The organism is Gluconacetobacter diazotrophicus PA1 5, assembly GCF_000067045.1.
Taxonomy (GTDB): domain Bacteria; phylum Pseudomonadota; class Alphaproteobacteria; order Acetobacterales; family Acetobacteraceae; genus Gluconacetobacter; species Gluconacetobacter diazotrophicus.
In genome coordinates this window covers 3,037,750-3,063,164 of sequence record NC_010125.1, presented here as the reverse complement: position 1 = coordinate 3,063,164, position 25,415 = coordinate 3,037,750, and the positions used below count along the sequence as shown (strand labels likewise).

Annotated in this window: 24 protein-coding genes and 1 pseudogene; 15 read left to right on the top strand and 10 right to left on the bottom strand. The window is 70.0% G+C overall.

Annotated elements, in window-relative coordinates:
* Position 1 precedes the first annotated feature (1 nt).
* The gene (locus GDI_RS14075; RefSeq protein ID WP_012227224.1) at positions 2-400 is read right to left on the bottom strand and encodes a cytidine deaminase; all 399 of its coding nucleotides are present in this window, start codon (positions 398-400) and stop codon (positions 2-4) included.
* A 116-nt stretch (positions 401-516) separates the two neighbouring features.
* On the opposite strand from GDI_RS14075, the gene lysA reads away from it, so the two are divergent.
* The 3 genes from lysA (at position 517) to GDI_RS14060 (ending at position 5,944) form a co-directional block, all read left to right on the top strand.
* Positions 517-1,875 carry a diaminopimelate decarboxylase gene (gene lysA, locus GDI_RS14070; protein WP_041249497.1) on the top strand — a complete coding sequence of 453 codons (1,359 nt, stop codon included), beginning with the start codon at positions 517-519 and terminating at the stop codon, positions 1,873-1,875.
* 7 nt (positions 1,876-1,882) lie between these two features.
* Positions 1,883-4,774, top strand: a complete 2,892-nt coding sequence (locus GDI_RS14065) for a DUF4175 domain-containing protein (RefSeq protein ID WP_012227221.1) — start codon at positions 1,883-1,885, stop codon at positions 4,772-4,774.
* A gap of 105 nt (positions 4,775-4,879) precedes the next feature.
* Entirely contained in the window at positions 4,880-5,944 is a 1,065-nt protein-coding gene (locus GDI_RS14060) for an acyltransferase family protein (RefSeq protein WP_041249496.1), read from the top strand.
* A gap of 11 nt (positions 5,945-5,955) precedes the next feature.
* Here GDI_RS14060 and GDI_RS20075 read toward each other — a convergent pair whose 3' ends face one another.
* Positions 5,956-6,105 (bottom strand): hypothetical protein, encoded by a 150-nt coding sequence (locus GDI_RS20075; RefSeq protein WP_012227218.1) that lies wholly within the window; start codon positions 6,103-6,105, stop codon positions 5,956-5,958.
* Positions 6,102-7,532, bottom strand: coding sequence for an argininosuccinate lyase (gene argH, locus GDI_RS14055; protein ID WP_012227217.1), 1,431 nt, complete (start codon positions 7,530-7,532; stop codon positions 6,102-6,104). Before argH ends, GDI_RS20075 begins: the two co-directional genes overlap by 4 nt.
* Positions 7,533-7,535: 3 nt before the next feature.
* Here argH and GDI_RS14050 point away from each other — a divergent pair, with 3 nt between their 5' ends.
* The 10 genes from GDI_RS14050 to GDI_RS14005 all read left to right on the top strand — a co-directional run bounded on the left by GDI_RS14050 (position 7,536) and on the right by GDI_RS14005 (position 17,028).
* Positions 7,536-8,144, top strand: a complete 609-nt coding sequence (locus GDI_RS14050) for a TlpA family protein disulfide reductase (protein ID WP_012227216.1) — start codon at positions 7,536-7,538, stop codon at positions 8,142-8,144.
* 76 nt (positions 8,145-8,220) lie between these two features.
* Positions 8,221-9,018, top strand: coding sequence for an N-formylglutamate amidohydrolase (locus GDI_RS14045; RefSeq protein WP_012227215.1), 798 nt, complete (start codon positions 8,221-8,223; stop codon positions 9,016-9,018).
* Positions 9,015-9,893: a shikimate dehydrogenase gene (locus tag GDI_RS14040; protein ID WP_012227204.1), complete on the top strand. Its 879-nt coding sequence runs from the start codon at positions 9,015-9,017 to the stop codon at positions 9,891-9,893. The genes GDI_RS14045 and GDI_RS14040 overlap by 4 nt, the downstream gene beginning before the upstream one ends.
* A 1-nt stretch (position 9,894) precedes the next feature.
* Positions 9,895-10,509 carry a dephospho-CoA kinase gene (gene coaE / locus GDI_RS14035; protein WP_012227202.1) on the top strand — a complete coding sequence of 205 codons (615 nt, stop codon included), beginning with the start codon at positions 9,895-9,897 and terminating at the stop codon, positions 10,507-10,509.
* Positions 10,506-11,186, top strand: a complete 681-nt coding sequence (dnaQ, locus tag GDI_RS14030; protein WP_012227200.1) for a DNA polymerase III subunit epsilon — start codon at positions 10,506-10,508, stop codon at positions 11,184-11,186. Before coaE ends, dnaQ begins: the two co-directional genes overlap by 4 nt.
* Positions 11,187-11,294: 108 nt before the next feature.
* Positions 11,295-13,640 carry an adenylate/guanylate cyclase domain-containing protein gene (locus GDI_RS14025; RefSeq protein ID WP_041249495.1) on the top strand — a complete coding sequence of 782 codons (2,346 nt, stop codon included), beginning with the start codon at positions 11,295-11,297 and terminating at the stop codon, positions 13,638-13,640.
* A complete protein-coding gene (locus GDI_RS14020) occupies positions 13,640-14,530 on the top strand; it encodes an MlaE family ABC transporter permease (protein ID WP_012227193.1) in 891 nt (296 codons plus the stop codon). The genes GDI_RS14025 and GDI_RS14020 overlap by 1 nt, the downstream gene beginning before the upstream one ends.
* Before the next feature lie 3 nt (positions 14,531-14,533).
* Positions 14,534-15,229, top strand: a complete 696-nt coding sequence (locus GDI_RS14015; protein ID WP_012227188.1) for an ABC transporter ATP-binding protein — start codon at positions 14,534-14,536, stop codon at positions 15,227-15,229.
* Positions 15,230-16,183 carry an MlaD family protein gene (locus tag GDI_RS14010; protein ID WP_012227186.1) on the top strand — a complete coding sequence of 318 codons (954 nt, stop codon included), beginning with the start codon at positions 15,230-15,232 and terminating at the stop codon, positions 16,181-16,183. It begins immediately after the preceding gene.
* On the top strand, positions 16,180-17,028 hold the full coding sequence (locus tag GDI_RS14005; protein WP_012227184.1) for a hypothetical protein: 849 nt from the start codon (positions 16,180-16,182) through the stop codon (positions 17,026-17,028). The genes GDI_RS14010 and GDI_RS14005 overlap by 4 nt, the downstream gene beginning before the upstream one ends.
* Before the next feature lie 6 nt (positions 17,029-17,034).
* Here GDI_RS14005 and GDI_RS14000 read toward each other — a convergent pair.
* The 7 genes and pseudogenes from GDI_RS14000 to sucC form a co-directional block, all read right to left on the bottom strand.
* Positions 17,035-18,499, bottom strand: a pseudogene (locus GDI_RS14000) (SulP family inorganic anion transporter).
* Between the two features lie 4 nt (positions 18,500-18,503).
* Positions 18,504-19,031 (bottom strand): 6-pyruvoyl trahydropterin synthase family protein, encoded by a 528-nt coding sequence (locus GDI_RS13995; RefSeq protein ID WP_041249849.1) that lies wholly within the window; start codon positions 19,029-19,031, stop codon positions 18,504-18,506.
* Positions 19,024-19,761, bottom strand: coding sequence for a 7-cyano-7-deazaguanine synthase QueC (gene queC / locus GDI_RS13990; RefSeq protein WP_012227177.1), 738 nt, complete (start codon positions 19,759-19,761; stop codon positions 19,024-19,026). Before queC ends, GDI_RS13995 begins: the two co-directional genes overlap by 8 nt.
* A 2-nt stretch (positions 19,762-19,763) precedes the next feature.
* Positions 19,764-20,399, bottom strand: coding sequence for a 7-carboxy-7-deazaguanine synthase (queE, locus tag GDI_RS13985; RefSeq protein ID WP_012227176.1), 636 nt, complete (start codon positions 20,397-20,399; stop codon positions 19,764-19,766).
* Positions 20,400-20,451: 52 nt separating this feature from the next.
* Positions 20,452-21,462 (bottom strand): biotin synthase BioB, encoded by a 1,011-nt coding sequence (gene bioB, locus GDI_RS13980; protein WP_012554931.1) that lies wholly within the window; start codon positions 21,460-21,462, stop codon positions 20,452-20,454.
* Positions 21,463-21,583: 121 nt separating this feature from the next.
* A complete protein-coding gene (gene sucD / locus GDI_RS13975) occupies positions 21,584-22,465 on the bottom strand; it encodes a succinate--CoA ligase subunit alpha (RefSeq protein ID WP_012227174.1) in 882 nt (293 codons plus the stop codon).
* Positions 22,465-23,679, bottom strand: coding sequence for an ADP-forming succinate--CoA ligase subunit beta (gene sucC, locus GDI_RS13970; RefSeq protein ID WP_012227172.1), 1,215 nt, complete (start codon positions 23,677-23,679; stop codon positions 22,465-22,467). Before sucC ends, sucD begins: the two co-directional genes overlap by 1 nt.
* 225 nt (positions 23,680-23,904) lie before the next feature.
* On the opposite strand from sucC, the gene GDI_RS13965 reads away from it, so the two are divergent.
* Together GDI_RS13965 and GDI_RS13960 are read left to right on the top strand one after the other, a co-directional pair.
* Positions 23,905-24,729, top strand: a complete 825-nt coding sequence (locus tag GDI_RS13965) for a ferritin-like domain-containing protein (protein ID WP_012227171.1) — start codon at positions 23,905-23,907, stop codon at positions 24,727-24,729.
* A gap of 44 nt (positions 24,730-24,773) precedes the next feature.
* Positions 24,774-25,388, top strand: a complete 615-nt coding sequence (locus tag GDI_RS13960) for a Dabb family protein (protein WP_231854133.1) — start codon at positions 24,774-24,776, stop codon at positions 25,386-25,388.
* Positions 25,389-25,415: the final 27 nt, after the last annotated feature.

The following is a 25,415-nucleotide window of genomic DNA, read 5'->3' as shown; positions in this document are numbered from 1 at the left end:
GTCAGGCCAGGTCTTCGGGGCCGAACGCGTCGGGCAGCAATTCGGCCAGCGAGCGGACAAGCAGCGGCGTGCCCTGCGGCCCGACCATGCGAACGGTCAGGCCGGGGGCGCTGAATTCACGGATCTTCTGCCGGCATCCGCCGCAGGGCGCGCAGGCCCGATCGCCCCCGCCGCTGATGACGATGTCGGCAATCTGCCGGCCGCCGCCGGCCACCATGGCCGCGATCGCTCCCCCTTCGGCGCAGATGCCTTCGGGATAGGCCGCGTTTTCGGTGTTGCAGCCCACGAAGATCCGGCCGTCCGCGCAGCGCAGCGCCGCACCGACGTGGAAGCGCGAATAGGGGGCATAGGCGTTGGCGCGGACGGCCACCGCGGCATCGATCAGCGGATCGTCGGACATTGTCGTTCCTCCCGAAGGCAGGGTCTGTCTATCGGATCGCCGGTGCTGCGAACAGTATCGCGCGGCCCATGCGCGCGGACCTTGGAACCGTGGGCCGGAGCCACTATCCTGACGGGATGACCGACCCATCTTCCCGGCTCGCCGAGCAGGACCCGACCGTGGCAGACCTGCTGGCCGCCCGCCCGCATCTGTCGATGCATGCGCTCGACGGCCTGGTGTTCGAGGACGTTCCGCTGAACGCGATCGCGGACGCGGTGGGAACGCCGACCTGGGTCATGGGGGCAGGGACCCTGCGCGCGCGCTATCGCCGCCTGGCGGGCGCCCTGCGTGACGCGGGGCTGGCCCCGTCGATCCATTTCGCGGTGAAGGCGAACGACCATCTGGCGGTGCTGCGTGTCCTGGCGGCCGAAGGGGCGGGGGCTGACGTCGTCAGCGGCGGCGAACTGCGCCGCGCCCGCGCCGCCGGCATTCCGGCGGCCGGTATCGTCTTTTCCGGCGTCGGCAAGTCGCGGGACGAACTGCACCTGGCCGTGACCGAGGGCATCGCCCACATCGCGGTCGAAAGCGCCGAGGAACTGGACGTCGTGTCCGACGTCGCCGTCGCGGCCGGCCGCACGGCGCGCATCACGCTGCGGGTGAACCCGGATGTGGACGCCGGAACGCACGAGAAGATCACGACCGGCCTTTCGACCAACAAGTTCGGCATCGCCTATGCCCGGGCCGCCGACCTGTATGCCCGCGCGGCGGCGCTGCCGGGACTGCATCCGCTGGGGTTCTCGGTGCATATCGGCAGCCAGATCGTGGCCATGGGCCCCTACCGCGCCGCATTCGCGCGGGTGGCCGACCTGGTGCGCGCGGTGCGGGCGCGCGGCCTGTCCGTCGGGCTGGTCGATTGCGGCGGCGGCTTGGGAATCCGCTACCGTGACGAGGTCGAGGGCGCGCCCATGGCCCTGGCGGGTGCGATCCGCGCCGAACTGGGTGACCTGGACGTGCGGCTGGCGATCGAGCCCGGCCGCTGGCTGGCCGGTCCGGCCGGCGTGCTGCTGTCGCGGGTGATCCTGCGCAAGGCCGGGCAGGACGGGCTGCCGCCGTTCCTGATCCTGGACGCGGCGATGAACGACCTGGCGCGGCCCAGCCTGTACGATTCGTGGCATGGTATCCTGCCGCTGTCCGCCCGTGACGCGGTCCAGCCGGTCGAATCGGTGAACGTCGTGGGACCGGTCTGCGAAAGCGCCGATTCCTTCGCCACCGGCCGGATGCTGCCGCGCATGGGTGACGGCGCGGCGGTCGCCCTGCTGGATACCGGCGCCTACGGCATGGTCATGAGCTCGACCTATAACGGCCGCCCGCTGGCCGCGCAGGTCCTGGTCGATGGCGGGCGCTGGAGCGTGATCCGCGCCCGGCAGCCGGTCGAAAGCCTGTGGGCGGCGGACCGGGTTCCCGATTGGCTTGCCCCCCAGCCGGTGGGGGCCTGAGCGCCGCATGACGGGCGGGACCGCTCCCCCCCAGGATGTCGCGGATACGGGGGCGGCGCTGTCGTCGTTTCCGGTCCGGCTGGCGGCCGCGCGGTATCGCGCGCGGCAGGTCCTGTGGGTCGAGGGCGCCTGGCCGGTCCTGCTGCCGGTGCTGGGCGGACTTGCCGCCTATCTGATCGCGGGCCTGCTGGGCCTGCCGCAGGGCCTGCCCGATCTGGCGCATGCGGCGCTTCTGCTGGCGCTGGCCGGTGGCGCGGCCGCGTGGATCGTCTGGCGCGGGCGCCGCGTGACCGCGCCCACCCCCGCCGGAGTGGACCGGCGGATCGAACGCGCGTCGGGTCTGGCGCACCGCCCGTTGCAGACCCTGGCCGACCACCCCGCCGGTGCCGATGCCGCTCCCCATGATGCCGCCGCCCGGGTCGAACGGGTCGCCCTGTGGGACGCGCATCTGCGGCGGACGGGGCGGGCGATCGGCCGGCTGCGGGCCGGCTGGCCGCGCCTGTCGCTGGCGGCGCATGATCCGTGGCGCGTGGGCTATGTGCTGCTGCCGGGATTGCTGGCCGCGCTGCTGTGGGCGGGCGGCGACGCCCCCGGCCGGCTGGAAGCCGCCTTCTGGCCTGGCCTGGACGATCCGGGGGCGCCGCGCCCGCATATCCAGGCCTGGATCACGCCGCCATCCTACGCCCCCGGGGCCCCGGTCTTCCTGGATGATCGCACGGGCCGGGCCACCGTGCCCCAGGGGGCGGTGCTGAGCATCAGCGTGACCGACCTGCGCGGCCGTCCGTCGCTGCGCGTCGTCGCCACCGGATCGGCATCGGGCCCGGCAGTGGGGCCCGACCGGTTTCGCGCCCTGGGGGCGGAAAGCTGGTCGGCGGACGTTCCGCTGCTGGCCAGCGCGTCGCTGACCCTGCGCGGACGGGGGCGGTCGTTCAGTCGGTGGACCGTGACTGTCCTGCCCGATGCGGCGCCGACGGTCGCATGGGGGGCGGGTGCCGGCGCCGGACGGGGCGAATGGCGCACGCGGCTGCCCTATGCCGCGCGGCAGGCCTACGGCATCACGTCGCTGCGGGCCGAGCTGCGTCTGGCCGGCGGCGAAAAGGGGGGAGCCCCGCGCGTGCTGACCGTGCCGATTCCGATCGACGGCCACCCGAAGGACGTCACGGGCATTGCCATGCCCGACCTGTCCGCCGACCCGTGGGCGGGCGAGGAGGTCGTGGGCCGGCTGGTGGCAACCAGCGCCAGCGGCCATGAGGGCGTCAGCCCCGAAGCCCGGTTCCACCTGGGCGCGCGCCTGTTCCGCAGCCCGATGGCCAAGGCGGTGCTGGATGTCCGGCGACGGGTCGCGACGGGCCGCGAGCGCCGCACCGCCGCCGCGAGCGACCTGATGGCGCTGGGCGAAACGCCCGATCCGTTCCAGAACGACGCCGGCCTGCTGCTGAACCTGACCAGCGCCGCCGCCCTGCTGGAAAGCCCGGATGTCGATCCGCACGCGGCCGTGGACCAGGCGGTGGCGCGGCTGTGGTACCTGGCGCTGGAGATCGAGGACGGCCGGCAGGGCGGAAGCGCCGCTGCGCGGGCGGCCCTGGACGTTCGCGCGGCGCAGGACGCCGTGGCGGCGCAGTTGAACCGCATGCGCGCGCTGGGGGCGCAGGGCCAGTCGCCCGAGGAACAGGCCGAACTGCAGCGCCGGATGGAGACGCTGCGCCAGGCGATCATGCGCCGGATGCAGGCGCTGGCGCAGCAGGCCGTGCAGTCGCACACCGCGATACCCGACCTGCAGGGCCTGACCCGCAACGGCGACCAGGCCCTGTCGCGCATGATGCAGCAGATGCAGGACGCCGCCCGCAACGGCCGCTCGGCCGAGGCGATGCAGGCGTTGCAGCGCATGGAAGACATGCTGGAGCACATGCGCTCCGCCACGCCGCAGGACCTGGCCGACATGGCGCGCCAGATGCAGGCCCGCCAGCAGGCCAACGAACAGCGCGACGCGCTGCAGGACCTGATCCGCCGGCAATCCGGCCTGCTGGACCACAGCCAGTCCCGCCTGGACCGCGTCCGCCACGCCCAGGAACGCGCCGAGGCCGCGCGCCGCGCCACCCAGGACGAGATGCCGGGACAGGGAGTGGATGGCGACCTGGCCAGCATGCCCACCGCCGAACTGCTGCGCCGGCTGGGGCTGCGCCCCCCGCCGGACATGCAGGGGCCGCCGGCCGACGAGCCGCAGCCCGGAGACGCCGGGCCGGCGCAGGGGCCCGACGCGCCGCCGTCGGGGGATGCGTCCGCACCCGGCGCGCCCAATCCGCCGAACGAGGAGGTCCGGCACGCCGACCGCGCCGTGCAGCACGCGCTGGGGCGGGCGCTGGACGAACTGGGGCAGGAATTCAAGGGCCTGACCGGAAAGGACGCGCCGTCCGGCTTCGCCGATGCCGGGGGCGCGATGAAGGACGCGCGCGCCGCCCTGGCCCAGGGCAACGACACCGCCGCCGCCGAGGCCCAGCGCAAGGCCCTGGCCGACCTGCAGAAGGGCGACCAGCAGATGCGCCAGGCGATGAAGGGTTCGGGCAAGGGCGGCGCGACCAGCTTCCTGCCCGGCTTCACCAGCGGATCGGGCGAGGGCGGCCAGGGCGAACCGGGCGGTAGCGGCGACAGTGCCCAGGGAAGTGATCAGGGAAGTGACCAGGGAGGCGACCAGGCGGACGACCAGCACGGCGACCGGGACCCGCTGGGCCGCCGGACCGGCGAGGGCAAGGACGGGCTGGATTCCGACACCCACGTGCCGGATACGATGTCGCGCGAACGCGCGCGGGAGATCGAGCAGGAACTCCGCCGCCGCGACTCCGACCGCACCCGCCCGCGCGAGGAACTGGATTACCTGGACCGGCTGCTGAAATCCTTCTGAGGCTGTCCAGAAGCCCCGGGGACAGGAAGGCAGAAAAGCGTGGACAAGCCCCGAGGCCGGTCTTTACGCTTTTTGCCGGACCCCGACAGGACAGGACATGCTCGAATGCCGTCAAGCATAAGGCAAGGCCGCAGGGTCATACTGTCGCTTCAGTATCTCCGGGCTCTTGCCGCTGTCGGGGTGGTGCTGTTTCACCAGTTTCAAAGCGTGTCGCCCGTTTTCCGCGTGGGGAAATACGGGGTTGGCCTGTTCTTCATCATCAGCGGCATCATCATGGTCTCGCTGACGGAAGGGCGGACGATCAGGCCGCTGAATTTCTATGTCGACCGGGTGACGCGTGTCGCGCCGATGTACTGGATCGCCACGGCTGCCACGTTCGTGCTGGCGTCCGTCGGGATCTGCACGCCGTCCATCTATTCCCATGGAATCGGGCATCTTCTCCTCTCGTGCCTGTTCGTTCCCTCGCCGAACGAGCACGGCGTCATGATGCCGACGCTGTTTATCGGCTGGACGCTGAATTACGAGATGTTCTTTTATCTGGTTTTCGGTGCCCTGCTTTTGATGCCCGGCCGCTACCGGCTGCCTGTCCTGGCGCTGATATTCCTCTCGCTGGCAGTCTGTGGCGTGGTCGTCCCGCAGGGGGGCGATCTCCTGCGTTTTTATACCAGTCCGTATCTGCTGGAATTCCTGGCCGGCTGCTGCCTCGGGGCGATATTCGGGCTCAATCTCGCGAAGCTGCGCCCCTGGCCCACGGCCGGTCTTGTCGCGGCCCTTGTCGGCGCCATGATCGGGGCAGGGTTTGTCTTTCCCCTTCTGTTCAGCGGCGCGGCGACGGTTTTCCTGGTCGCCATGCTGATGTGGATTGAACGCCAGGACCTGATGCCGACGCTGCCCTTCGCGCTGATGCTGGGAAATGCGTCCTATTCCATCTACCTGTTCCAGCAGGTCGCGTTCGACGCGGCCCAGGCGGCGCTCCGGCTGCTGCATTACGGACCGGGCCTGCATACGGTGCCGACACGATGTGCCGCCGTCATTCTGGCGATCGCGACCGGTGTCGCGGTCTATCGCTCTGTCGAGAGCCCGCTGACGAAGCGGATCCGCAGGGTCATCGACGGCACGCAACGGGCATCCGATCCTTCGGGAAAGGGAACCGCCCCGGCGCGTGTCTAGGAGCGGCCCCCTTAGTCGGGGGCCGGGTAGGTGCGGGGATAGGTCATCTTGGAGGCCGGGCCGGGGGCCTCGGGGGCGCCCTTCTTGCCGCAGGCCGCAAGGCTGCCGGCCAGCGCGCCCAGCAGCAGTACGGCACCCAGCAGGCCGATCGCGCGCCTCATGCCCCGTTCTCCAGCACGGCCAGCCAGCGGGCGGCCTGGGCGCGGACATTGTCCGGCGCGGTCCCCCCCTCGCTGGTGCGCGAGGCGATCGAGGATTCGACGGTGAGGACCGAGAAGATGTCCTGGGTGATGCCGGCTTCCTCGGCCTGCATGTCCGCCAGTGACAGGTCGGACAGATCGACCCCCCGGCTTTCCGCCAGGCCCACCAGCCGGCCGGTGACGTGGTGCGCGGTGCGGAACGGCAGCTTCAGCACCCGCACCAGCCAGTCCGCCAGGTCGGTCGCCGTGGAAAAGCCCGATCCGGCATAGGCCCGCATCCGGTCGGTATTGGCGGTCAGGTCGCGGATCATGCCGTCGCATGCCGCCAGCGACAGGGCGGCGGCATCGGTCGCGGCGAAGACCGGCTCCTTGTCCTCCTGCATGTCCTTGGCATAGGCCAGCGGCAGGCCCTTCATGACGGTCAGCAACCCGACCAGCGCCCCGGTGACGCGGCCGATCTTGGCCCGCACCAGTTCGGCGGCGTCCGGGTTGCGCTTCTGCGGCATGATCGACGACCCGGTGGTGAACGCGTCCGACAGGCGGACGAACGCGAACGGGGCCGAACACCAGATCACGATTTCCTCGGACAGGCGCGACAGGTGCATGGCCATGATCGACAGCGCCGACAGGTATTCCAGGGCGAAATCGCGATCCGACACGGCGTCCAGCGAATTGGCGGTGGGCCGGTCGAAGCCCAGCGCCGCCGCCGTCATCCGCCGGTCGATGGGGAAGGACGTGCCGGCCAGCGCGGCCGATCCCAGCGGGCATTCGTTCAGGCGGCGGCGCGCATCGGCCAGCCGCCCCCGGTCGCGCCCCAGCATTTCCACATACGCCATCAGGTGATGGCCGAAGGTCACGGGCTGGGCCGTCTGAAGATGCGTGAAGCCGGGCATGGGGTCGGCCGCGTGCTGCTCTGCACGGCGGCACAGCGCGCGCATCAGCGACGCCGCCTGCGCGTCCAGTCCGTCGATGGCGTCGCGTACCCACAGGCGGAAATCGGTGGCGACCTGGTCGTTGCGCGACCGTGCGGTGTGCAGGCGCTTGCCGGCCTCGCCGATCCGGTCGGACAGGCGGGCCTCGATATTCATGTGGATGTCTTCCAGGGCGGTGCTGAAATCGAAGCGCCCGGCTTCGATCTCCGCCCCGATTTCGGTCAGGCCCCGGCGGATCGCGGCTTCATCGTCCGCGCTGATGATGCCGGTCCTGGCCAGCATGGCGGCGTGAGCCAGCGACCCGGCGATATCCTGCCTCCACAGCACATGATCGAAGCCGATCGAGGCATTGATGTCCTGCATGATGGCCGAAGGGCCGCCCGCGAACCGGCCGCCCCACTGGGCGTTCGCCCGTGACGCGTCCTTGCCCGCACCATTTTCTTCGTTCACAGACATTCCATGCCCCAGATCCTGACGAAACGCGTTCTGACGGAACCCGTCGATCGCCGCGCCCTGCTTGCGAATGGCGGCACCCTACTGGCCGCATGGCTCGGGTGCAATTCCATCCTCGCGCCTCGCGCCATGGCCGAGGAGGGCCCGGCCCCGGTCGCGCTGCCGACCCGGGCGGAGCATCCGCCGCGCGCGCTGCCGGACCTTGCCTTCACGGATGAGGGCGGAGCGACGCACCGGCCGGCCGACTGGCGCGGGCGGATCGTGGTACTGAATGTGTGGGCCACCTGGTGCCAGCCCTGCGTCGCCGAAATGCCCGCCCTGTCGGTGCTGGCCCGGCAGGTGGCGCCTGCGGGCGACATCGCCGTCCTGCCCGTGTCGGTGGACCATGGCGGGGCCGCGACCGTGCGCCGATTCTACCATGCCCATGGCATCGCGGGCCTGCCGGTCCTGTGCGACCCGGACATGCGCGTCCCGACCGCGCTGCACGAGGACGGGGTGCCCGTCAGCCTGGTGATCGACCGTGGCGGGCGCGAAATCCTGCGCATCAGCGGTCCCGTGCTGTGGGACGCGCCGGACCTGCCCGCCCGGCTGCGCCATCTGGCGGCCGGCGGGTGATGCCATGCGGCTTTCGCCGCATTCCCGCACGGGGTAAAGCTGCCCGACGGACGGAGCCGGCAGGGGGCGAAGACAGGTGAGGGACGAAGCAGCGCGACGCGATGAAACCGGGCAGGGAACGCTGCTGGGGGCGGGTGATCCGGCGCCGGTCGCCGTGTGTGGCCGCAGCGGGGAATCGCCCTTTCTTCTGGTCAGCGACCACGGGGGGCGGGCCGTGCCCGCGCGGCTGGGCGACCTGGGCGTGGCGGCGCCGGACTGGGACCGTCATATCGCGTGGGATATCGGCATGGCCGGACTGGGGCGGCTTCTGGCCGAACGGCTGGACACGATCCTGATCGAACAGGCCTATTCCCGGCTGGTGATCGACTGCAACCGCGCGCCGGGCCATCCGACATCGATCGTGGGCGCCAGCGACGGGGTCGTGGTTCCCGCCAATGCGGATCTGGATGCGGAGGCGGTCGCGGGGCGCCTGTCTGCGATCTTCCACCCCTATCATGATCGCATCGCCGGCGAACTGGCCGCCCGGCGGGACCGGCCCACGGTGGTGGTGGCGCTGCACAGCTTCACCCCGGAAATGGGCGGCGTCGCGCGCCCCTGGCATGTCGGCATCCTGCACAACCACGACCCGCGCTTCGGCCTGATCCTGAAGGATCTGCTGGATGAGGAAGGCGACCTGGTCGTGGGCGACAACGAACCCTATGCCCTGACCGACGGCAGCGACTACACGATCCCCGTCCATGCCGAGGCCCGTGGCCTGCCGCATGTGGAACTGGAAATCCGCCAGGACCTGGTGGCCGATGCGGAAGGACAGCGCGAGTGGGCCGGGCGCCTGGCGCGGCTGCTGCCGCGCGCCTGGGCACGGTACTCGGCATGACCGGCGTCCCCCCCATGCGACGGGCGATCGGCGGCGGGACGATGCTGGCCGGAGTGATCGGCTGGCCGGTATCGCATTCGCGCTCGCCGCTGCTGCATAATTTCTGGCTGGCCCGGTACGGGATCGACGGGGCCTATGTCCCGCTGCCGGTGCGGCCGGGCCTGTTCGATGTCGCGGTGCGCGGCTTGCAGGCGGCGGGCTTTCGCGGCGCCAACGTGACCATCCCGCACAAGGAAGCGGCGTTCGCCATCGCCGATCACCTGCATCGCTCGGCGGTGCGTTCCGGGTCGGTCAACACCCTGGTCTTCGCCGGGGACGGCCGGATCGAAGCCCATTCGACCGATGGCGACGGCTTCGTCGCCAATCTGGAAGCCCACGGCGTCGATGTCACGCGCGGTCCCGCCCTGGTGCTGGGCGCCGGCGGTGCCGCGCGGGCGATCGTGGCCAGCCTGACGGACAGGGGGATTGCGGTTTCGATCGCCAACCGGACCCGCGCCCGGGCGGAAGATCTGGCCCACGCGCTGGCATCCCCCGAAACACGGATTGCCGTGACCGACTGGGACCGCTGGACGGACGGCCTGCCGGACCATGCCCTGCTGGTCAACACGACGTCGCTGGGCATGCATGGCGGACCGGACGACGTGTTCGCGCCCGACCTGGCGCGTGCGCCGGCCGGCATGGTGGTGGCCGACATCGTCTATGTTCCGCGCATGACCCCGCTGCTGCGGGCCGCCGCCGCGCGGGGGCTGCCGGTGGTGGACGGAACGGGCATGCTGCTGCACCAGGCGCGACTGGGCTTTCGCGAATGGTTCGGCGTCGATCCGGCGGTGGATGCCGATATCCAGGCGCTGCTCGACGCCGACCTGGCAGGGTGACATGCGGGTTCTGGGCCTGACGGGCGGAATCGGCATGGGAAAATCGACGGTCGCCCGGATGCTGCGCTCCGCCGGCTTCCCCATCTTCGATGCGGATGCCGCCGTCCATGCCCTTCAGGCGCCGGGCGGGCGGGCGCTGCCGGCGATCGCGCGGCTGGTGCCCGGATCGGTGCATGATGGCGTGCTGGATCGCGCGGTGCTGCGTCGCGCGGCCATCGCGAACCCCGCGATCCTGAAAGGATTGGAGCGGATTCTCCATCCCATGGTGCGCCAGGACCGCGACCGCTTCCTGGCGCGCGCGCGGCGCGCGGGGCATTCCTGGGCGGTGCTGGACGTGCCGCTGCTGTTCGAAACCGGGGGCGAGCGCGCCTGCGACCGGGTGGTGGTGGTGTCGGCGCCGCCGGATGTCCAGAAACATCGCGTGGCCCGGCGCCGCGGCATGGCGCCCGACCAGGTGGCGGCGGTGATCGCACGCCAGATGCCCGATCGCGAAAAGCGGCGGCGGGCCGATGATGTGATACAGACCGGATTGTCGCGGGCCGATACGATCCGCCGCGTGCGGCGACTGGTCGCACGCCTGCGCGCAACGGCCGGCCGAAAAGGGGGAGGGGCATGAAGCGAGCGATCCTGTTCGATACGGAAACGACCGGGCTGGACCCCGCGCGGGGCGACCGGGTGATCGAAATCGCGGCCCTGGAACTGGTGGGCGACCTGCCGACCGGGCGGCACTTCCATGTGCTGATCCACCCTGACCGCGACATTCCCGAAGAGGCATCGCGGGTTCACGGCTTCACGCTGGCGGACCTGGAGGGCAAGCCCCGCTTTCACGAAATCGCCGACGATTTCCTGGCCTTCATCGGGCAGGACGACCTGATTGCCCATAATGCGCGATTCGATTTCGGCTTCCTGAATGCGGAACTGAAGCGCGCCGAGCGGCCGGCTTTGTCGCTGGACCGGATGGTCGATACGCTGGACATCGCGCGCGACCGCTATCCCGGCCTGCCCAACAGCCTGGATGCGCTGTGCCGCCGCTTTTCCATCGACCTGTCGGCCCGCACCACCCACAACGCACTGCTGGACTGCCGGCTGCTGGCGGAAGTCTATCTGGAACTGATGGGCGGCCGGCAGCGCGGACTGGGCCTGACGGTGCAGGATGGCGGGGGGGCGCAGGTCTCCTATGCCTATGACCTCGCCGGCGCGCGCACCCCGCGCCTTATCGTCCCGACCGAGCAGGAACTGGCGGCGCACGGCCGTTTTCTGGACAAGATCAAGGAGCCGATCTGGTCGGCCTGATGCCGGCGCGGCGGCGGCCGGGGATATGGCGGCTTGGCGCGGGCGTTTCCGATGCCTTATTCTTTTCGGGGTTGTTTCAGAAGGCCGTATCGAACCAGGAAGAGATCATTGCCCGCTGACGAGATCGTGGACCCCGCGGACGCCCACTCGGACCAGGTCCGGCGTTTCCTGCTGCATGTCGGGGTCCCCGTCCTGGGGGTGATGCTGGTCGTCGCGGTCATCGGGGGAATCGGCCTTCATTCCTATCGCTCGATCCGCAGCGGCGCGCTGGCGCTGACCCACGACCTGCTGGTCAGCCAGCAGAATTATATCGCGCAGGAAGTCGGGGAATATCTCTCCCCGGCCTCGGCGGGGACGGTGATCGCCCGCGACATGCTGGAACACGGGGCCCAGGCGGCGATCCAGAAGATCTTCAATTCCTATGGCGGCAGCATGCTGCGCCACGTGCCGCAGATCCATTCCTTCTACCTCGCCGACGCGGACGGCCACTTCAACCTGATCGAACGCGACCCCGCGGGCCATGGGCTGGAGACGACGTACCTGACCGGCGAGGGGGCCGGGTCGCAATTCGCCCATCAGTTCTTCGACGCGAAAAGCCAGCCGTTGCGGACCGAAAGCAATCCGGCGGCGGGATACGACCCCCGCACCCGGCCCTGGTACACCGGCGCGGCGCAGTCGGGGAAGTTGTACTGGTCCGCGCCATACCTGATCGCGCAGACCGGGCAGATGATCATCACCGCCTCGATCTCCTACCAGGGGGCGGATGGCCGCAATGCGGTGTTCGCCGTCAACCTGTCGATGAACGAGCTGACCAGCTTCCTGGATTCGCTGCAGATCGGCAAAAGCGGCCATGCCCTGATCGTGGACCAGGACGGGCACCTGCTGGCCGGCCGCCACATGGCGGACGTGGCGAAGCAGGCCGGCGGCGACCCGGCGAAGATGACCATCGATCCCACCACCTATCCCGTCCTGGCGCAGGCCTTCGATGTCTATCGCGTGCAGGGGTATGGTCCGCACACCATCCGCAACCGCAAGCGCGATTTCATCAGCATCGCGGCCCCCCTGCCGGCCACGGCGCAGAAATGGGTGCTGCTGCTGGTGGCGCCGGAAAGCGATTTCGCGAATTTCGCGCTGGTGGACGGGCGGCAGAACCTGATGTTCTCGCTGCTGATCGTGGCGCTCGCGGCCCTGCTGGGGGCGCTGCTGTTCCGCCAGGGCCGGCGGAGCGAGCGCCTGTCGCAGGACCTGGAACGCCAGCGCGCGGTCTCGGGGCATGAAAGCCAGGCCCTGCAGGCGGTCGCCAGCTATCCCGGCCTGTTCGACCCGACCGACGACGCGCTGGTGCTGACGCGCGGCCTGGCCGACCAGTCCTCGGCCCGGCGGGCTTCGGTCTGGCGCATCATGCATGACGGCGCGACCCTGCTGTGCGTCGATTCCTATGATTCGCACCACGATGCCCATACCGGCGGGTTCGAACTGTCGCGCACCGAACTCAGCGCCTTCTTCGACGCGGTGGCGCATGGCGATGCGTTCAGTGTGGCAGACGCCGCCCAGGACTCGCGCACGGCCAATTTCTTCCGGCTGTTCATGCGGTCGTTCGGCAGCCGCGGCCTGTTCCTGGCGCCGGTGCTGGGCGCGACCGGGCCGGTCGGCGTCATCACGCTGGAGGACGCGCCCCGCGCCGCCCTGGTGTCGCATTTCACCACCATGATCGCCGGCATGGTGGCGGCGCGCTTTTCCGCCCAGCATTACAGCGCGGTGGCCGCCGCCGCGCCCGAACTGACCGGCGAACCCCCGGACGAGGAAGCCCGGCACGCCTTCGGGGACGGGTTCCTGGTCCCGCCCGGCAGCGTGGCCGCTTCCGCCGGCGGCCCCTCCGGCGGTGCCACGCAGCCGGTTTCGGACGGGCTGTTTCCGGCGGTGGCGGTCATGGTCATCACCTTTTCCGACCTGGTCACGTCGCCGCACGCCGATCCCGCGCAGGTGATCGCACTGGTGGAAACGCTGGCGACGCAGCTTCAGGCGGTGGCCCATCAGTGCGGGCTCTATTCCATCAAGATGCTGGGCCACCGCCTGGTCTGCGTGGCCGGTTGTTCGCACACGCCCGATCCGGGAGCGGTCGAGCGGATGGCGAACGCCGCCCTGGCGATGCGCGAGGCATCGCTGTCGATCCTGGCCAAGGCCGACCTGGACCCGGTCTTCCGCATGGGGATCGATGTGGGGCCGGTGTTCGGCGGCATGCTGGGCCGCGACCCGGCCGTCTTCAACCTGTGGGGCGACGCCATCGGCATGGCGGAGATGATGGCCCAGGGCGCGCCTGAAATCGGCACGATCCAGGTCACGCAGGACGTCTATCAGGTCCTGCGGCAGCGGTTCCTGTTCCGCGAACGCGGGCGGTTCTTCGTGCCGCAGGCGGGCATGACCCGGACCTATGTCCTGGCGGGGCGCCGGTAATGGCGGGACCGGAGGCGAACGCGGGCCCGCCTCCCGCGTCCGATCATCCGGCGTCCGGCCCGCCCGTGGGCGCGCTGCCGCACTGGCTTGCGGCGGCGGCGGCCCGGGTCCTTCCGCCGCTGGCGCGCATCGGGCGCCTGACCCGTCATCAGGTCCGTTTCGCGCTGGTGCTGGTCGGCATGGGGTGGGGGGTGCTGCGCGAAAGCGTGCGGCCCAATTCCTGGCGGCGCACGGTGCGCGACGAATTCCGCTTGTGCCTGCGCCAGGTGGTGGGCGGGGGCGTGCTCAGCACCCTGTTCACCGCCACCCTCGCGGGACTGACCGTGGTGTCGCAGGCCGCCTACTGGCTGGGTTTCGCCGGGATGGCGCAGATGACCGGATCGATCCTGGTGTCGGTCCTGGTGCGCGAAATCGCGCCGGTGCTGGTCGGGATCATCCTGCTGGGGCGCAGCGGCATGCTGACGCTGACGGAAATCGGCATGCTGACCCTGGGCGGGCAGGTCCGCGCCATGCAGGCGCAGGGACTGGACCCGTTCCTGCTGCTGGTCATGCCGCGCACCTTCGCCTTCACTGTCGGCGGCTTCACGCTGGGCATCCTGTTCGCGACCATGGCGCTGCTGATGGGCTTCATCGTCACCCACACGGCGGGGGTGATGAGCATGTCGGTCTGGACCTTCTTTTCCGACGTGCTGACGGCCATGTCGGCGTGGGACTTCCTGGTCATTCCGCTGAAATTCGTGCTGGTCGGATTCTTCGTGGGCCTGGGGGCCTGCATCACCGGCCTGCTGGTGGATGTGGACGACACGATCGCCACCATCATGCCGCGCGGCTTCGCGCGGGGCATCATGACGGTGCTGGGCGTCAACATCCTGTTCAGCCTGGGGTTCTGAGGGATGGCGACGACTGGCCCCCTGCTGGATTTGCGCGCGGCGCTGCCCTCGTTCGACGAAAGCGGCATGGCGCCCGTTCCGATCGACCTGCGGCTGATGCCGGGCGACTGCGCCGTCATCGAATGCCGCGATACGCGACGCGCGACGCTGTTTGCCGATCTGTGTTCCGGCATGGTGTCCCTTGCCTCGGGCTCGGTCCGCTTCATGGGGCTGGACTGGACCGAACTGGGCGACCGGCAGTTGAACGCCCTGCGGGGGCGCATCGGGCGGATCACCCGGCGGGGGTCGTGGCTGGACCTGTTCGGCACCCACGTCAACATCCTGATGCCGCAACTGCACCACACCGTCCGCCCGGCCGACGAGGTCATCGCCGCCGCGATGGAACTGGGCCAGGCCTTCGGCTTTCCCGGCCTGCCGCTCAGCACCCCGGGGCGCCTGTCCGCCGCCGACCTGGCCCGCGCGGCCTGCGTGCGGGCCTTTCTCGGCCGGCCCGACCTGCTGCTGCTGGAAGACCAGTCCGACACGCTGCCGCAGGATGCGCATCTCGCGTTCCTGGAAGCGATGACGGGCGCGCGCGACCGTGGGGCGGCCATAATGTGGTTCGTGCGCAATGCCGCGACCTGGGCGGATTACCGCCAGGCCGTGAATGTCCACCTGCGCCTTCTCGATGAAGGCCTCTTCCCGATGCGGGGGGTATAGATGGCCCAGGATCAAAAGACCGACCTGGCGCGCCAGTTGGTGCGCGTGCGCTATGCCGACGAATGGGTCGGCGTGCTGGTCCTGCTGTCGCTGGTGATCTGCTTCGCCGCGATCGTCGAGGCCGGGGTCCTGCGCGACTGGCTGACACCCGCCGGCCGGTTGCAGATCGTCCTGCCCGACGGCGGGGTCAGCGGCCTGTCGGTGGGTAACGATATCGAGGTGCTGGGCATCCATGCCGGCACGATCCGGCGCATCCGCATCAATCCCTCGGGCGGGATGTTCGCGGTGGCCGATATCGACCCGGATATCGAACCCTATATCCGCCGTGACAGCACGGCCACCATCCGCCGGCGCTTCGTCGTGGCGGGGGCGGATTACATCGACATCTCGCGCGGCACCGGCACGCCGATGGACTGGCATTACGCGGTGCTGACCGCGCACAGCGCCCCCAACCCCGCCGACATGATCACCCAGACCTTCGCCGACATCAGGGCGCGCATCCTGCCGGTGCTGGACAGCTCCCAGCACATGATGTCGCAGCTCGACGCCACGATCACCGACATGCATTCCGGCAAGGGCACGGTGGGGCGCCTGATGACCAGCGACGACCTGATCCGCCAGTCGGAAAAGATGGTCGCCTCGCTCAATACCGCCATCGCCCAGTTGACCCCGGTGGAAAAGCGCCTGTCGGCGGTGATGGCCAAGGCGGACAGTTCCATGGCCAATGTCCGCGCGTCGACCGACGATCTGCGCAAGGCGACGCCGCGCCTGCCGGCGATTACCCGAAACTTGCAGGAGACATCGGCCGAACTGCCGGTGCTGCTGACCCAGGCACAGGTCACGGCGGCCAGCCTGCAGAAGCTGACCGACCAGTTGCGCGGCCTGTGGCTGCTGGGGGGTGGCGGTACGTCCGCGCCCCAGCGGCGCCTGCCGGCCGCGAGAATCCAGCCATGAGGGCGCGTATCCTCCCCCTGGTCCTGCTGCTGGCCGGCTGCGCGGGCGGCAAGGCGGTGGCGCCGCAGGACGAGACACTGGCCCAGGCCATGGAATCCGGCCGGCAATCCGTGGCGCTGGACCGGCTGTCGGTGGCGGAAAGCCAGTATCGCCTGGCGGGCACCCGCGCCGTGGCGCGCGACGACGCGCCGGCGATCGGTGACGCCGGATACAATTTGGCCGTGGTGCAACTGGCGCAGGACCGACCGGCCGACGCGCTGTCCACGGTGGCTGCCACGCGCGGCGCGCTGGCGCTGCGGGGGCATGGCGGCGGCGATGCCGAACTGGACCTGGTGCAGGCGGCCGCCCTGCATCGCCTGTCGCGCGACGCCGAGGCCGCGCCGCTGGCCGCCAGCGCCATGGCCAGCCCCGACCCGGCGACCACCGAACAGGCGGCCCTGCTCGGCGGCCTGATCGCGGACGCGCGCGGCGACCGTGCCACCCTGGCCGCCGCCGCCGCCCGGCTGGCCCATACCCGCCCCGTACCGGCGAAATGGCAGGCGGACGAGGACGAATTGCGCGCGCGGATGGTGCTGGCCACCGACCCGGCGACGGCGCGGGACCTGGCGCGACACGCCGCCGACTTGCGGCAGGGGATCGTCGATTATCGCGGCATGGCGCGCGCCCTGACGCTGGCGGCCCGCGCGGCGGGGCAGGCCGGTGATGCCCAGGGCGCCGCCGCGCTGTCGCTTCAGGCGGCCCAGAGCATGAAAGCGCAGGGTGTGAAGGGACGGGACGTGAAGGGGCAGGGGATGCAGCCCGTGATCACCGGCCCCGATCCCTTCGCCACGCCTTCGGGGACGTAGCCGCCCTTACGCGCGGGCGACTTCCAGGCCCGAATGCCGGTCGATCAGCGTGGCGCTGGCGTCGTTCAGCCCCAGCAGTTCGACCGTCATGCCGTGCTGTTCCAGGCGCGCCACGATGTCTTCCAGCGTGCCGACGGCCGTGATGTCCCAGAAATGGGCGTGGCGCAGGTCGATGCGGACATGGCGCGCGGTATCCAGCGTCTCGAACCGCTCGGCGAACAGGTCGGCCGAGGCGAAGAAGATCTGCCCGGTGACGCGATAGGTCCGCGTGCCGCTGTCGGGATCGAACGTGTTCTGGACCGTGACCATGCGCGAGACGCTGGCGGCGAAGAACAGGCCGCTGAGCAGCACGCCGACCAGCACCCCGGCCGCCAGGTTGTGCGTGGCCACCACCACCGCCACGGTCGCCAGCATCACCAGGCTGGCGCCGCGCGGGTGCGTCCGCAGCGTGCGCAGCGACTGCCAGGAAAACGTACTGGCCGACACCATGATCATGATCGCCACCAGGGCGGCCACGGGCACGCGCGCCACCCATGGCCGCAGCACGACCATCAGCAGCAGCAGGAACGCCCCGGCGACGAAGGTCGACAGCCGCCCGCGCCCGCCATAGCGCAGGTTGCCCACCGTCTGCCCGATCATGCCGCACCCGGCGATGCCGCCGAACAGGCCGACCGCGATGTTCGCGATTCCCAGCCCGACGCATTCGGTGCGCTTGCTGCTGTGGGTTTCGGTCATGTCGTCCACGACAGTGGCCGTCATCATCGATTCCAGCAGGCCGACCGTCGCCATGGCGACGGCGAAGGGCAGGACGGTCTGCAGCGTCGCCAGCGACAGCGGCACCTGCGGCCAGACCAGGTGTGGCAGGCTGTCGGGCAGGCGGCCCAGGTCGGCCACGGTATGGACCGGCATGGGCCACGCCGCCGCGACCAGCGTCAGCACCACGATGCAGATCAGCGGCGAGGGGATGGCGCCGAACACGCGCGGCACGCCATAGATGATCGCCAGCCCCAGCCCGATCATGGCGTAGGTGTGCCACGTCACATGCAGCATGTGCGGCACCTGGGCCGAGAAGATCAGGATGGCCAGCGCGTTGACGAAGCCGGTGCGCACCGGCCGCGACACGTAGCGCATCAGCAGGTGCAGCCGCAGCGCGCCGGCCAGGATCTGCAGCGCGCCGGCCAGCAGCGTCGCGGCCAGCAGATACTGCACGCCATGCGCCCGCACCAGCGCCGCCGCGACCAGCGCGACCGACCCGGCGGCCCCGGAAATCATGGCCGGCCGGCCGCCGGTGAAGGCGATGACCACGCTGATGACGAACGAGGCATACAGCCCCACCTCGGGGTCCACGCCGGTGACCGAAGGAAAAGGCGATGACCTCGGGAATCAGCGCGAATGTGCCGACCATGCCGGCCAGCACGTCGCGGACCATGTTGCCGGTCCATTCGGCGCGATAACGGGCAAAACCGGTCATAGGGTCAGATATCCGCGATACTGTCGTCGGCACGCCGCCACCAGCATTGCGCGGCAGGGCGGGGGGTCGGCAGCACGTCCAGCGGCTCGCCTTCGAATTCGACGGTGTTGGTGGGGGTTTCCTGGAGGGTGATCCCGGCGCAGCGCAGCACGCCGCCATCGGCGTCCAGCAGCGCGTTCAGCTTGGCCATCATCAGGCAGGCCGTCAGTTCGGTCGTCGGGTCGCCGGGGGTCACCACGATGCGGCGCGCCCGCTCGGGCTCGTTCGCGCGGAACCACGCCAGCAGCGGGTCGTCCTCGGCCAGTTGCAGCGCATGGTCCAGCCGTTCGTCGACGAAGCGGTGCCAGCGTCCCTTGGCGCGCTGGAACGAGACGACCATGTTGCCCGCGCCATCCAGCGGGCGCGGCGCGGTGGGGCGCAGCCGCACGGTCACGAACTCGTTGTGGCCGTGGGGCAGGGCGCAGCTCTCGCTGGCGTCGTGAATCAGCCGGTGCCCCATCGAAAAGCGGCGCGTGAAGACCAGGTCAAGCATCGGCGCCGTCCGCGACATAGCGTTCCCATCCCGCGCGGCGCAGCATGCAGGCGGGGCAGGTGCCGCAGCCATGGCCCCAGGGATGCATCACGTCGCGCACGCCCAGATAGCAGCTATGGCTCTCGCGGTTGATCAGCTCGACCAGGTCGGCACCGCCCAGTCCCTCGGCCATGCGCCAGGTCTCGGCCTTGTCGATCCACATCAGCGGCGTGTGCAGCACGTAGCGGCTGGCCATGCCTAGGTTCAGCGCGACCTGCATCGCCTTGATCGTGTCGTCGCGGCAGTCGGGATAGCCGGAATAATCGGTCTCGCACATGCCGCCGACGATGTGGCGCGCGCCCCGCCGCGCGGCCAGCGCCGCCGCGAAGGTCAGGAAGATCAGGTTGCGTCCGGGGACGAAGGTGCTGGGAAGCCCGTTCTCGTTCATCGTGATCGCGGCATCGCGCGTCAGCGCGGTGTCCGACACCGTCCCCAGAGCGTCCAGCGCCAGCGTATGGTCCTGGCCCAGCCGGGTGGCCCAGTCCGGGTCCAGCGCCGCCATTCCGTCGCGCAGCCGCGCCCGGCAGGCCAGTTCCACCGCATGGCGCTGTCCGTAATCGAAGCCCACGGTTTCCACCCGGCCGAAGCGCGACAGGGCCCAGGCCAGGCAGGTCGCGGAATCCTGCCCGCCGGAAAACAGCACGATCGCGGCTTCCTGCAACGGATCGGCGGGGGTCAGGGATGTGGCCATTTCTAGGGTATCCCGATCAGCTTGTGGGTTTGCAGCGACAAGCGCCAGCGCGGGTGGGCGCGGCAATAGGCGACGGCCGCCGCCGTGTTCGCGGCCTGGGCGGGCCCGTCCATGGGTTGCAGCCAGAATTGCCGGAAATCCAGCCCCGCCACGCGCTCGGGCAGCAGGTCGGGCTGCGGATAGACCAGCTTCAGTTCGTGCCCGGTGCGCTGCACCAGGTCCGCGCCCGCCTTCGGGCTGACGCAGATCCAGTCCACGCCGGGTGGGACGGGCAGGGTGCCGTTGGTCTCGACCGCGATCTCGAAGCCCCGTTCATGCACCGCCCCGATCAGCGCGTCATCCAGTTGCAGCAGCGGCTCGCCACCGGTGAAGACGACGAAGGCATGCTCGCGCCCCGGTGCCTCCCAGGTCGCGGCGATCGCGTCGGCCAGCGACGAGGCATCGGCGAAGCGGCCGCCGCCCGTGCCATCCGTGCCCACGAAGTCGGTATCGCAGAAACGGCAGACGGCCGTGGCGCGATCGGCCTCCCGCCCCGACCAGAGATTGCATCCGGCAAAGCGGCAGAACACGGCGGCACGGCCGGCATGCGCGCCCTCGCCCTGGAGGGTCGCGAACATCTCCTTGATCGCATACGACATGGCGGTGGTTTCCGACACGCCGCTGCGCGACGCAAGTGCTAAATGACGGCGTTCAGGCCTGGGCCAGACTCGTATGCATCCCCAGCCGCGCGAGCAGCCTGGCATCGCGGCTGGCTTCGGGGTTGGGGGTGGTCAGCAGCTTCTCGCCATAGAAGATCGAATTCGCGCCGGCCAGGAAGCACAGGGTCTGCGCTTCGTCCGTCATGTCCTCGCGCCCCGCCGCCAGCCGTACCCGGCTGGCCGGCATGGCGATGCGCGCGGCGGCGATGATGCGGACGAAGTCGATCGGATCGACCGGATCGGCCCCGGCCAGCGGCGTTCCCGCCACGCGGACCAGCAGGTTGATCGGCACGCTTTCGGGGTGCCGCGGCAGGCTGGCCAGGCTGGCGATCAGCCCCGCGCGGTCGTCGTCGTTCTCGCCCATGCCCACGATGCCGCCGCAGCAGACATTGATCCCGGCATCGCGCACATGCGCCAGCGTATCCAGCCGCTCCTGATAGGTGCGGGTGGAAATGATGGACCCGTAATGCTCGGGCGAGGTGTCCAGATTGTGGTTGTAGTAATCCAGCCCGGCCTCGCGCAGGCGGTGCGCCTGCCGGTCGTCCAGCATGCCCAGCGTGACGCAGGTCTCCATGCCCAGGCTCTTCACGCCCTCGACCATGGCGCAAACGGTCTCCAGGTCATGATCCTTGGGCGAACGCCACGCGGCGCCCATGCAGAAGCGCGCGGCCCCGGCGTCCCGCGCCGCCCGGGCTTCCTTCAGCACGGCCTCCACCGCCATCAGGCGGCTGGCCTTCACGCCGCCGTCCTCGTGCTTCGCGCTCTGCGGGCAGTAGGCGCAATCCTCGGGGCAGCCGCCGGTCTTGATCGACAGCAGGGTGGAAATCTGGATCTCGGTGGGGTCGAAGCGGGCGCGATGCACGCTCTGCGCCCGGAACATCAGTTCGGGGAAGGGCAGGGCGATCAGCGCCGCGATCTCGTCCCGCGTCCAGTCGGTGCGCACCGGCGGAAGCGACGGGTCGGCATGACACGGCGAGGTGGACGGGATGACACCATCGGGCATCGGGCTGGTTCCTGGACTGTCGGCGATAAGGAACACGCTCTGCCACAGAAGGGGGGGCGGTGTCACCCAAGGCGTGCCCGGCCCGCGCAACGGGACGGGCACGCCTTGTGCGGCGGGCGGGTCAGGCGCGGCCCGCCATGACCTCCAGCAGCGTATGGCCCAGCAGCGCCGGGCTGATCGAGACATGGATTCCCGCCGCGCGCAGGGCGTCGATCTTGGCCCCCGCCGTTTCGTGCCCGCCGGTGATGACGGCGCCGGCATGGCCCATGCGGCGCCCCGGCGGAGCGGTGGCACCGGCGATGAAGCCCACCACCGGCTTCTTCGTGCCGCTGTCGCGGATCAGCGCCGCCGCCTCGATCTCCGACGTGCCGCCGATCTCGCCGATCATGATGATCGAATCCGTGTCCGGGTCCGCGATGAAGCGTTTCAGCACGTCGGTGAAGTCCAGCCCCTTGACCGGGTCGCCGCCGATGCCGACACAGGTGCTCTGCCCCAGCCCCGCCGCCGTCGTCTGCGCCACGGCCTCGTATGTCAGCGTGCCGGAGCGCGAGACGATGCCCACGCGCCCGGGCCGATGGATCGCCCCGGGCATGATGCCGATCTTGCATTCGCCGGGGGTGATGACGCCCGGGCAGTTCGGCCCGATCAGTACGCTGTCCGACCGGGCCAGCACCTGGTGGACGCGCACCATGTCCAGGACCGGAATCCCTTCGGTGATGCACACGATCAGGGGCATGCCCGCCGCGATGGCCTCCAGGATGGCATCGGCGGCGCCGTCGGGCGGCACGTACAGCACGGTGGCGTCCGCGCCCGTTGCCTCGCGGGCCTGCGACACGGTGTCGAAGACCGGCAGGCCCAGATGGACCGCGCCGCCCCGGCCCGGGGTCACCCCGCCGACCAGCCGGGTGCCGTAGGCCAGCGCCTGTTCGGAATGGAAGGTGCCCTGGGCGCCGGTGAAGCCCTGGGTGATGACGCGGGTGCCGCGATGGACCAGGATGGACATCAGGCGGCCCCCCCGGCGAAAGCGGTTTCGCGCACGGCGGCGACGATCTTGGTGGCCGCGTCGGCCAGGTCGTCGGCCGGGATGATCCTCAGCCCCGATGCCGACAGGATCTGGTGCCCCTGTTCGACGTTGGTGCCGGCCAGCCGCACCACCAGCGGCACGTGCAGCCCCGTTTCGCGCGACGCGGCGACGATGGCGTCCGCGATGATGTCGCAGCGCATGATGCCGCCGAAGATGTTCACCAGGATGCCGCGCACCTTGCGGTCGGACAGCAGGATGCGGAACGCCGCCGCCACCCGTTCGCGCGTGGCGCCGCCGCCCACGTCCAGGAAGTTGGCCGGTTCCTCGCCCTCCATCTTGATGATGTCCATGGTCGCCATCGCCAGCCCGGCGCCGTTGACCATGCAGCCGATGGTCCCGTCCAGCCCGACATAGGCCAGGCCGTGGCGCGCGGCCTCGCGCTCGCGGGGGTCTTCCTCGTTCTCGTCGCGCAGTTCTTCCAGTTCCGGATGGCGGAACAGCGCGTTGTCGTCGAAGCTCATCTTGGCGTCCAGCGCCAGAAGGTCGCCCGACCGGGTGACGACCAGCGGATTGATCTCGACGATCGCGGCGTCCAGCGCCACGAACGCGTCATAGGCCGCGCGCAGCACGGTGGTGAAGGCGCGGATCGACCGTCCATGCAGGTCCAGCCGCGCCGCCAGCGTGCGCGCCTGGTAGTCGGACAGGCCGGTGGCCGGGTCGATCGGTTCCTTCAGGATACGCTCGGGCGTGGCGGCGGCGACGTCCTCGATCGCCATGCCGCCGTCCTGCGACGCCACGATGACGATGCGCCCAGTGCCGCGATCCACCAGCAGCGACAGGTACAGCTCGCGCCCGATATCGCATCCGGCCTCGATATACAGGCGGCGGACCACGCGGCCGGCAGAGCCGGTCTGGCGCGTGACCAGGGTCTGGTCCAGCATCGCGATGGCGGCCTGCTCGGCATCCTCGGGCGTGCGGGCCAGGCGTACGCCGCCCTTGCCGCCGGGATCATGGGCGAAATGACCCGCGCCGCGGCCGCCGGCATGGATCTGCGCCTTGACCACCACCAGCGGGGCGCCCATCGCGCGGGCGGCCAGCAGGGCTTCGTCCGGGGAACGGACGACGCGCCCATCGGGAACCGGCATGCCGAAGCCCTTCAACAGGGCCTTTGCCTGATATTCATGTATGTTCATACGGTTTGATCCGCGTTTGTTATCGTTGCGCGCCCGGGTAAGCCGGGGTGGGGCGAACCGGGTGGCATGCTGGGGTGGGCATGGTCCCGATCAGCTCTGCATGGCATAATCGGATCGTTTATGCCATCTCGGAAGCTGAAAAGGATCTGTTCAGACCCGTATATGCCCCGTGCGGGATACCGGGGAACGCGGGTGGGACGAAAGCCGGGGGAAAGACAGGGCAGGATGAAACATTGGCGCATTGAACAGATGGATTGGGACAGTTTCGATCCGGCGCGCCTGGACCCCGACATCATCCCGGTGGTCAAGGCGGCTTCGGTCGTCGAACGGAACGGCGTCGATTACGCCGTGTACCTGAACAACGTGTTCTTCGACGACCCGGCCTTCCAGGCGGCCGCCGACAACTGGGCGATCGAGGAAGTGCAGCACGGCGACGCGCTGGGGCGCTGGGCGATGATGGCCGACCCGACCTGGAACTACCCCGAGGCCTTCGCGCGCTACCGCGAATCCTACAAGCTGGAACTGGAGGTCGACCGTTCGATTCGCGGCTCGCGCACCGGCGAGCTGATCGCCCGGTGCATGGTCGAAACCGGGACCTCGTCCTTCTATACCGCCCTGGCCGACGCGACGGACGAACCGCTGCTGAAGGCGATCTGCCGGCAGATCGCGGCCGACGAATACCGGCATTTCAAGCTGTTCTACGACCATATGCACCGCTACCTGAAGCGCGAACGCCTGGGCGTGTGGCAGCGCGCCCGCATCGCCCTGGGCCGGGTGACGGAAACCGAGGACGACGAACTGGCCTCGGCCTACCACACGACCAACGAACCGCCCGGCGTGCCCTACGACCATCGGCGCTGCATCGCGGCCTACATGGCGCGGGCCATGCGCGTCTATCAGCTCCGGCACACGACCCGCGTCACGGGCATGATCCTGAAGACCATCGGCGTGGCACCCCATGGCTGGGTCCATGCGCTGATCGCCCAGGTGATCTATCGTGCGATTCGCCTGCGCCAGAAGAAATTCGCCCGTCAGGCCGCCCTGGCATGACACGGCCGCCCGCTTCGAAAGGCTTGCTGCAGAAGGACTACCACATGTTCGACCGGACCAAGGCTGCGGCCGCCGGGCTGCTGGCGGCGAGTCTCCTGGCGGGCCTGCCGGCGCGGGCCCAGCCTTATTCCCTGCCAATCGCGACCTCGCCGGCGGCCCCGCCGCTGCCCGACGCCGCCGCCACCGCCGTCCAGCAGGTGATGGCCCAGGTGGGGGTCGCCGCCTTCACTGCCCCCGATTTTCGTCCCGGCCTCGTCCGGCACATGGTGCTGTTTCGCTTCCAGAAGGCCGTGACCCCCTTCCAGAAGGCCGAAATCGCCCGGCGCTTCCTGGAACTGGCGGTCGATTCGCGTCGCCCGGACGGACGGCCGCTGGTGCTGTCGATCGAAAGCGGGATACAGGACAGCGGGGAAGGCCAAGACGAGGGATACGAGATGGGATTCCTCGTCTCGTTCGCGTCCGAGGGGGATCGCAATTATTATGTGGGCCGTCCGGTTGTGACCGCGCCCGGTTTCTTCGACCCCGCGCATGACGCGTTCAAGGCGTTCGCGTCGCCGTACCTGGCAGGGGCCATGGTCTTCGACTATCGCGTCGCCGCCATGGCGCAGCCGCCTTCGGCCGCGAAGCCGGCGAAGGGCGGGGCGGCCCGCCGCAAGTAAGCCACCCGTCCGGGTGGCGAGATATAA

Bases quoted from the DNA above. Each gene is read 5' to 3' on its own strand.
- GDI_RS14075 (WP_012227224.1), bottom strand. From the start codon at position 400: ATGTCCGACGATCCGCTGATCGATGCCGCGGTGGCCGTCCGCGCCAAC.
- lysA (WP_041249497.1), top strand. From the start codon at position 517: ATGACCGACCCATCTTCCCGGCTCGCCGAGCAGGACCCGACCGTGGCA.
- GDI_RS14065 (WP_012227221.1), top strand. From the start codon at position 1,883: ATGACGGGCGGGACCGCTCCCCCCCAGGATGTCGCGGATACGGGGGCG.
- GDI_RS14060 (WP_041249496.1), top strand. From the start codon at position 4,880: ATGCCGTCAAGCATAAGGCAAGGCCGCAGGGTCATACTGTCGCTTCAG.
- GDI_RS20075 (WP_012227218.1), bottom strand. From the start codon at position 6,105: ATGAGGCGCGCGATCGGCCTGCTGGGTGCCGTACTGCTGCTGGGCGCG.
- argH (WP_012227217.1), bottom strand. From the start codon at position 7,532: ATGTCTGTGAACGAAGAAAATGGTGCGGGCAAGGACGCGTCACGGGCG.
- GDI_RS14050 (WP_012227216.1), top strand. From the start codon at position 7,536: ATGCCCCAGATCCTGACGAAACGCGTTCTGACGGAACCCGTCGATCGC.
- GDI_RS14040 (WP_012227204.1), top strand. From the start codon at position 9,015: ATGACCGGCGTCCCCCCCATGCGACGGGCGATCGGCGGCGGGACGATG.
- coaE (WP_012227202.1), top strand. From the start codon at position 9,895: ATGCGGGTTCTGGGCCTGACGGGCGGAATCGGCATGGGAAAATCGACG.
- dnaQ (WP_012227200.1), top strand. From the start codon at position 10,506: ATGAAGCGAGCGATCCTGTTCGATACGGAAACGACCGGGCTGGACCCC.
- GDI_RS14020 (WP_012227193.1), top strand. From the start codon at position 13,640: ATGGCGGGACCGGAGGCGAACGCGGGCCCGCCTCCCGCGTCCGATCAT.
- GDI_RS14015 (WP_012227188.1), top strand. From the start codon at position 14,534: ATGGCGACGACTGGCCCCCTGCTGGATTTGCGCGCGGCGCTGCCCTCG.
- GDI_RS14010 (WP_012227186.1), top strand. From the start codon at position 15,230: ATGGCCCAGGATCAAAAGACCGACCTGGCGCGCCAGTTGGTGCGCGTG.
- GDI_RS14005 (WP_012227184.1), top strand. From the start codon at position 16,180: ATGAGGGCGCGTATCCTCCCCCTGGTCCTGCTGCTGGCCGGCTGCGCG.
- GDI_RS13995 (WP_041249849.1), bottom strand. From the start codon at position 19,031: ATGCTTGACCTGGTCTTCACGCGCCGCTTTTCGATGGGGCACCGGCTG.
- queC (WP_012227177.1), bottom strand. From the start codon at position 19,761: ATGGCCACATCCCTGACCCCCGCCGATCCGTTGCAGGAAGCCGCGATC.
- queE (WP_012227176.1), bottom strand. From the start codon at position 20,399: ATGTCGTATGCGATCAAGGAGATGTTCGCGACCCTCCAGGGCGAGGGC.
- bioB (WP_012554931.1), bottom strand. From the start codon at position 21,462: ATGCCCGATGGTGTCATCCCGTCCACCTCGCCGTGTCATGCCGACCCG.
- sucD (WP_012227174.1), bottom strand. From the start codon at position 22,465: ATGTCCATCCTGGTCCATCGCGGCACCCGCGTCATCACCCAGGGCTTC.
- sucC (WP_012227172.1), bottom strand. From the start codon at position 23,679: ATGAACATACATGAATATCAGGCAAAGGCCCTGTTGAAGGGCTTCGGC.
- GDI_RS13965 (WP_012227171.1), top strand. From the start codon at position 23,905: ATGAAACATTGGCGCATTGAACAGATGGATTGGGACAGTTTCGATCCG.
- GDI_RS13960 (WP_231854133.1), top strand. From the start codon at position 24,774: ATGTTCGACCGGACCAAGGCTGCGGCCGCCGGGCTGCTGGCGGCGAGT.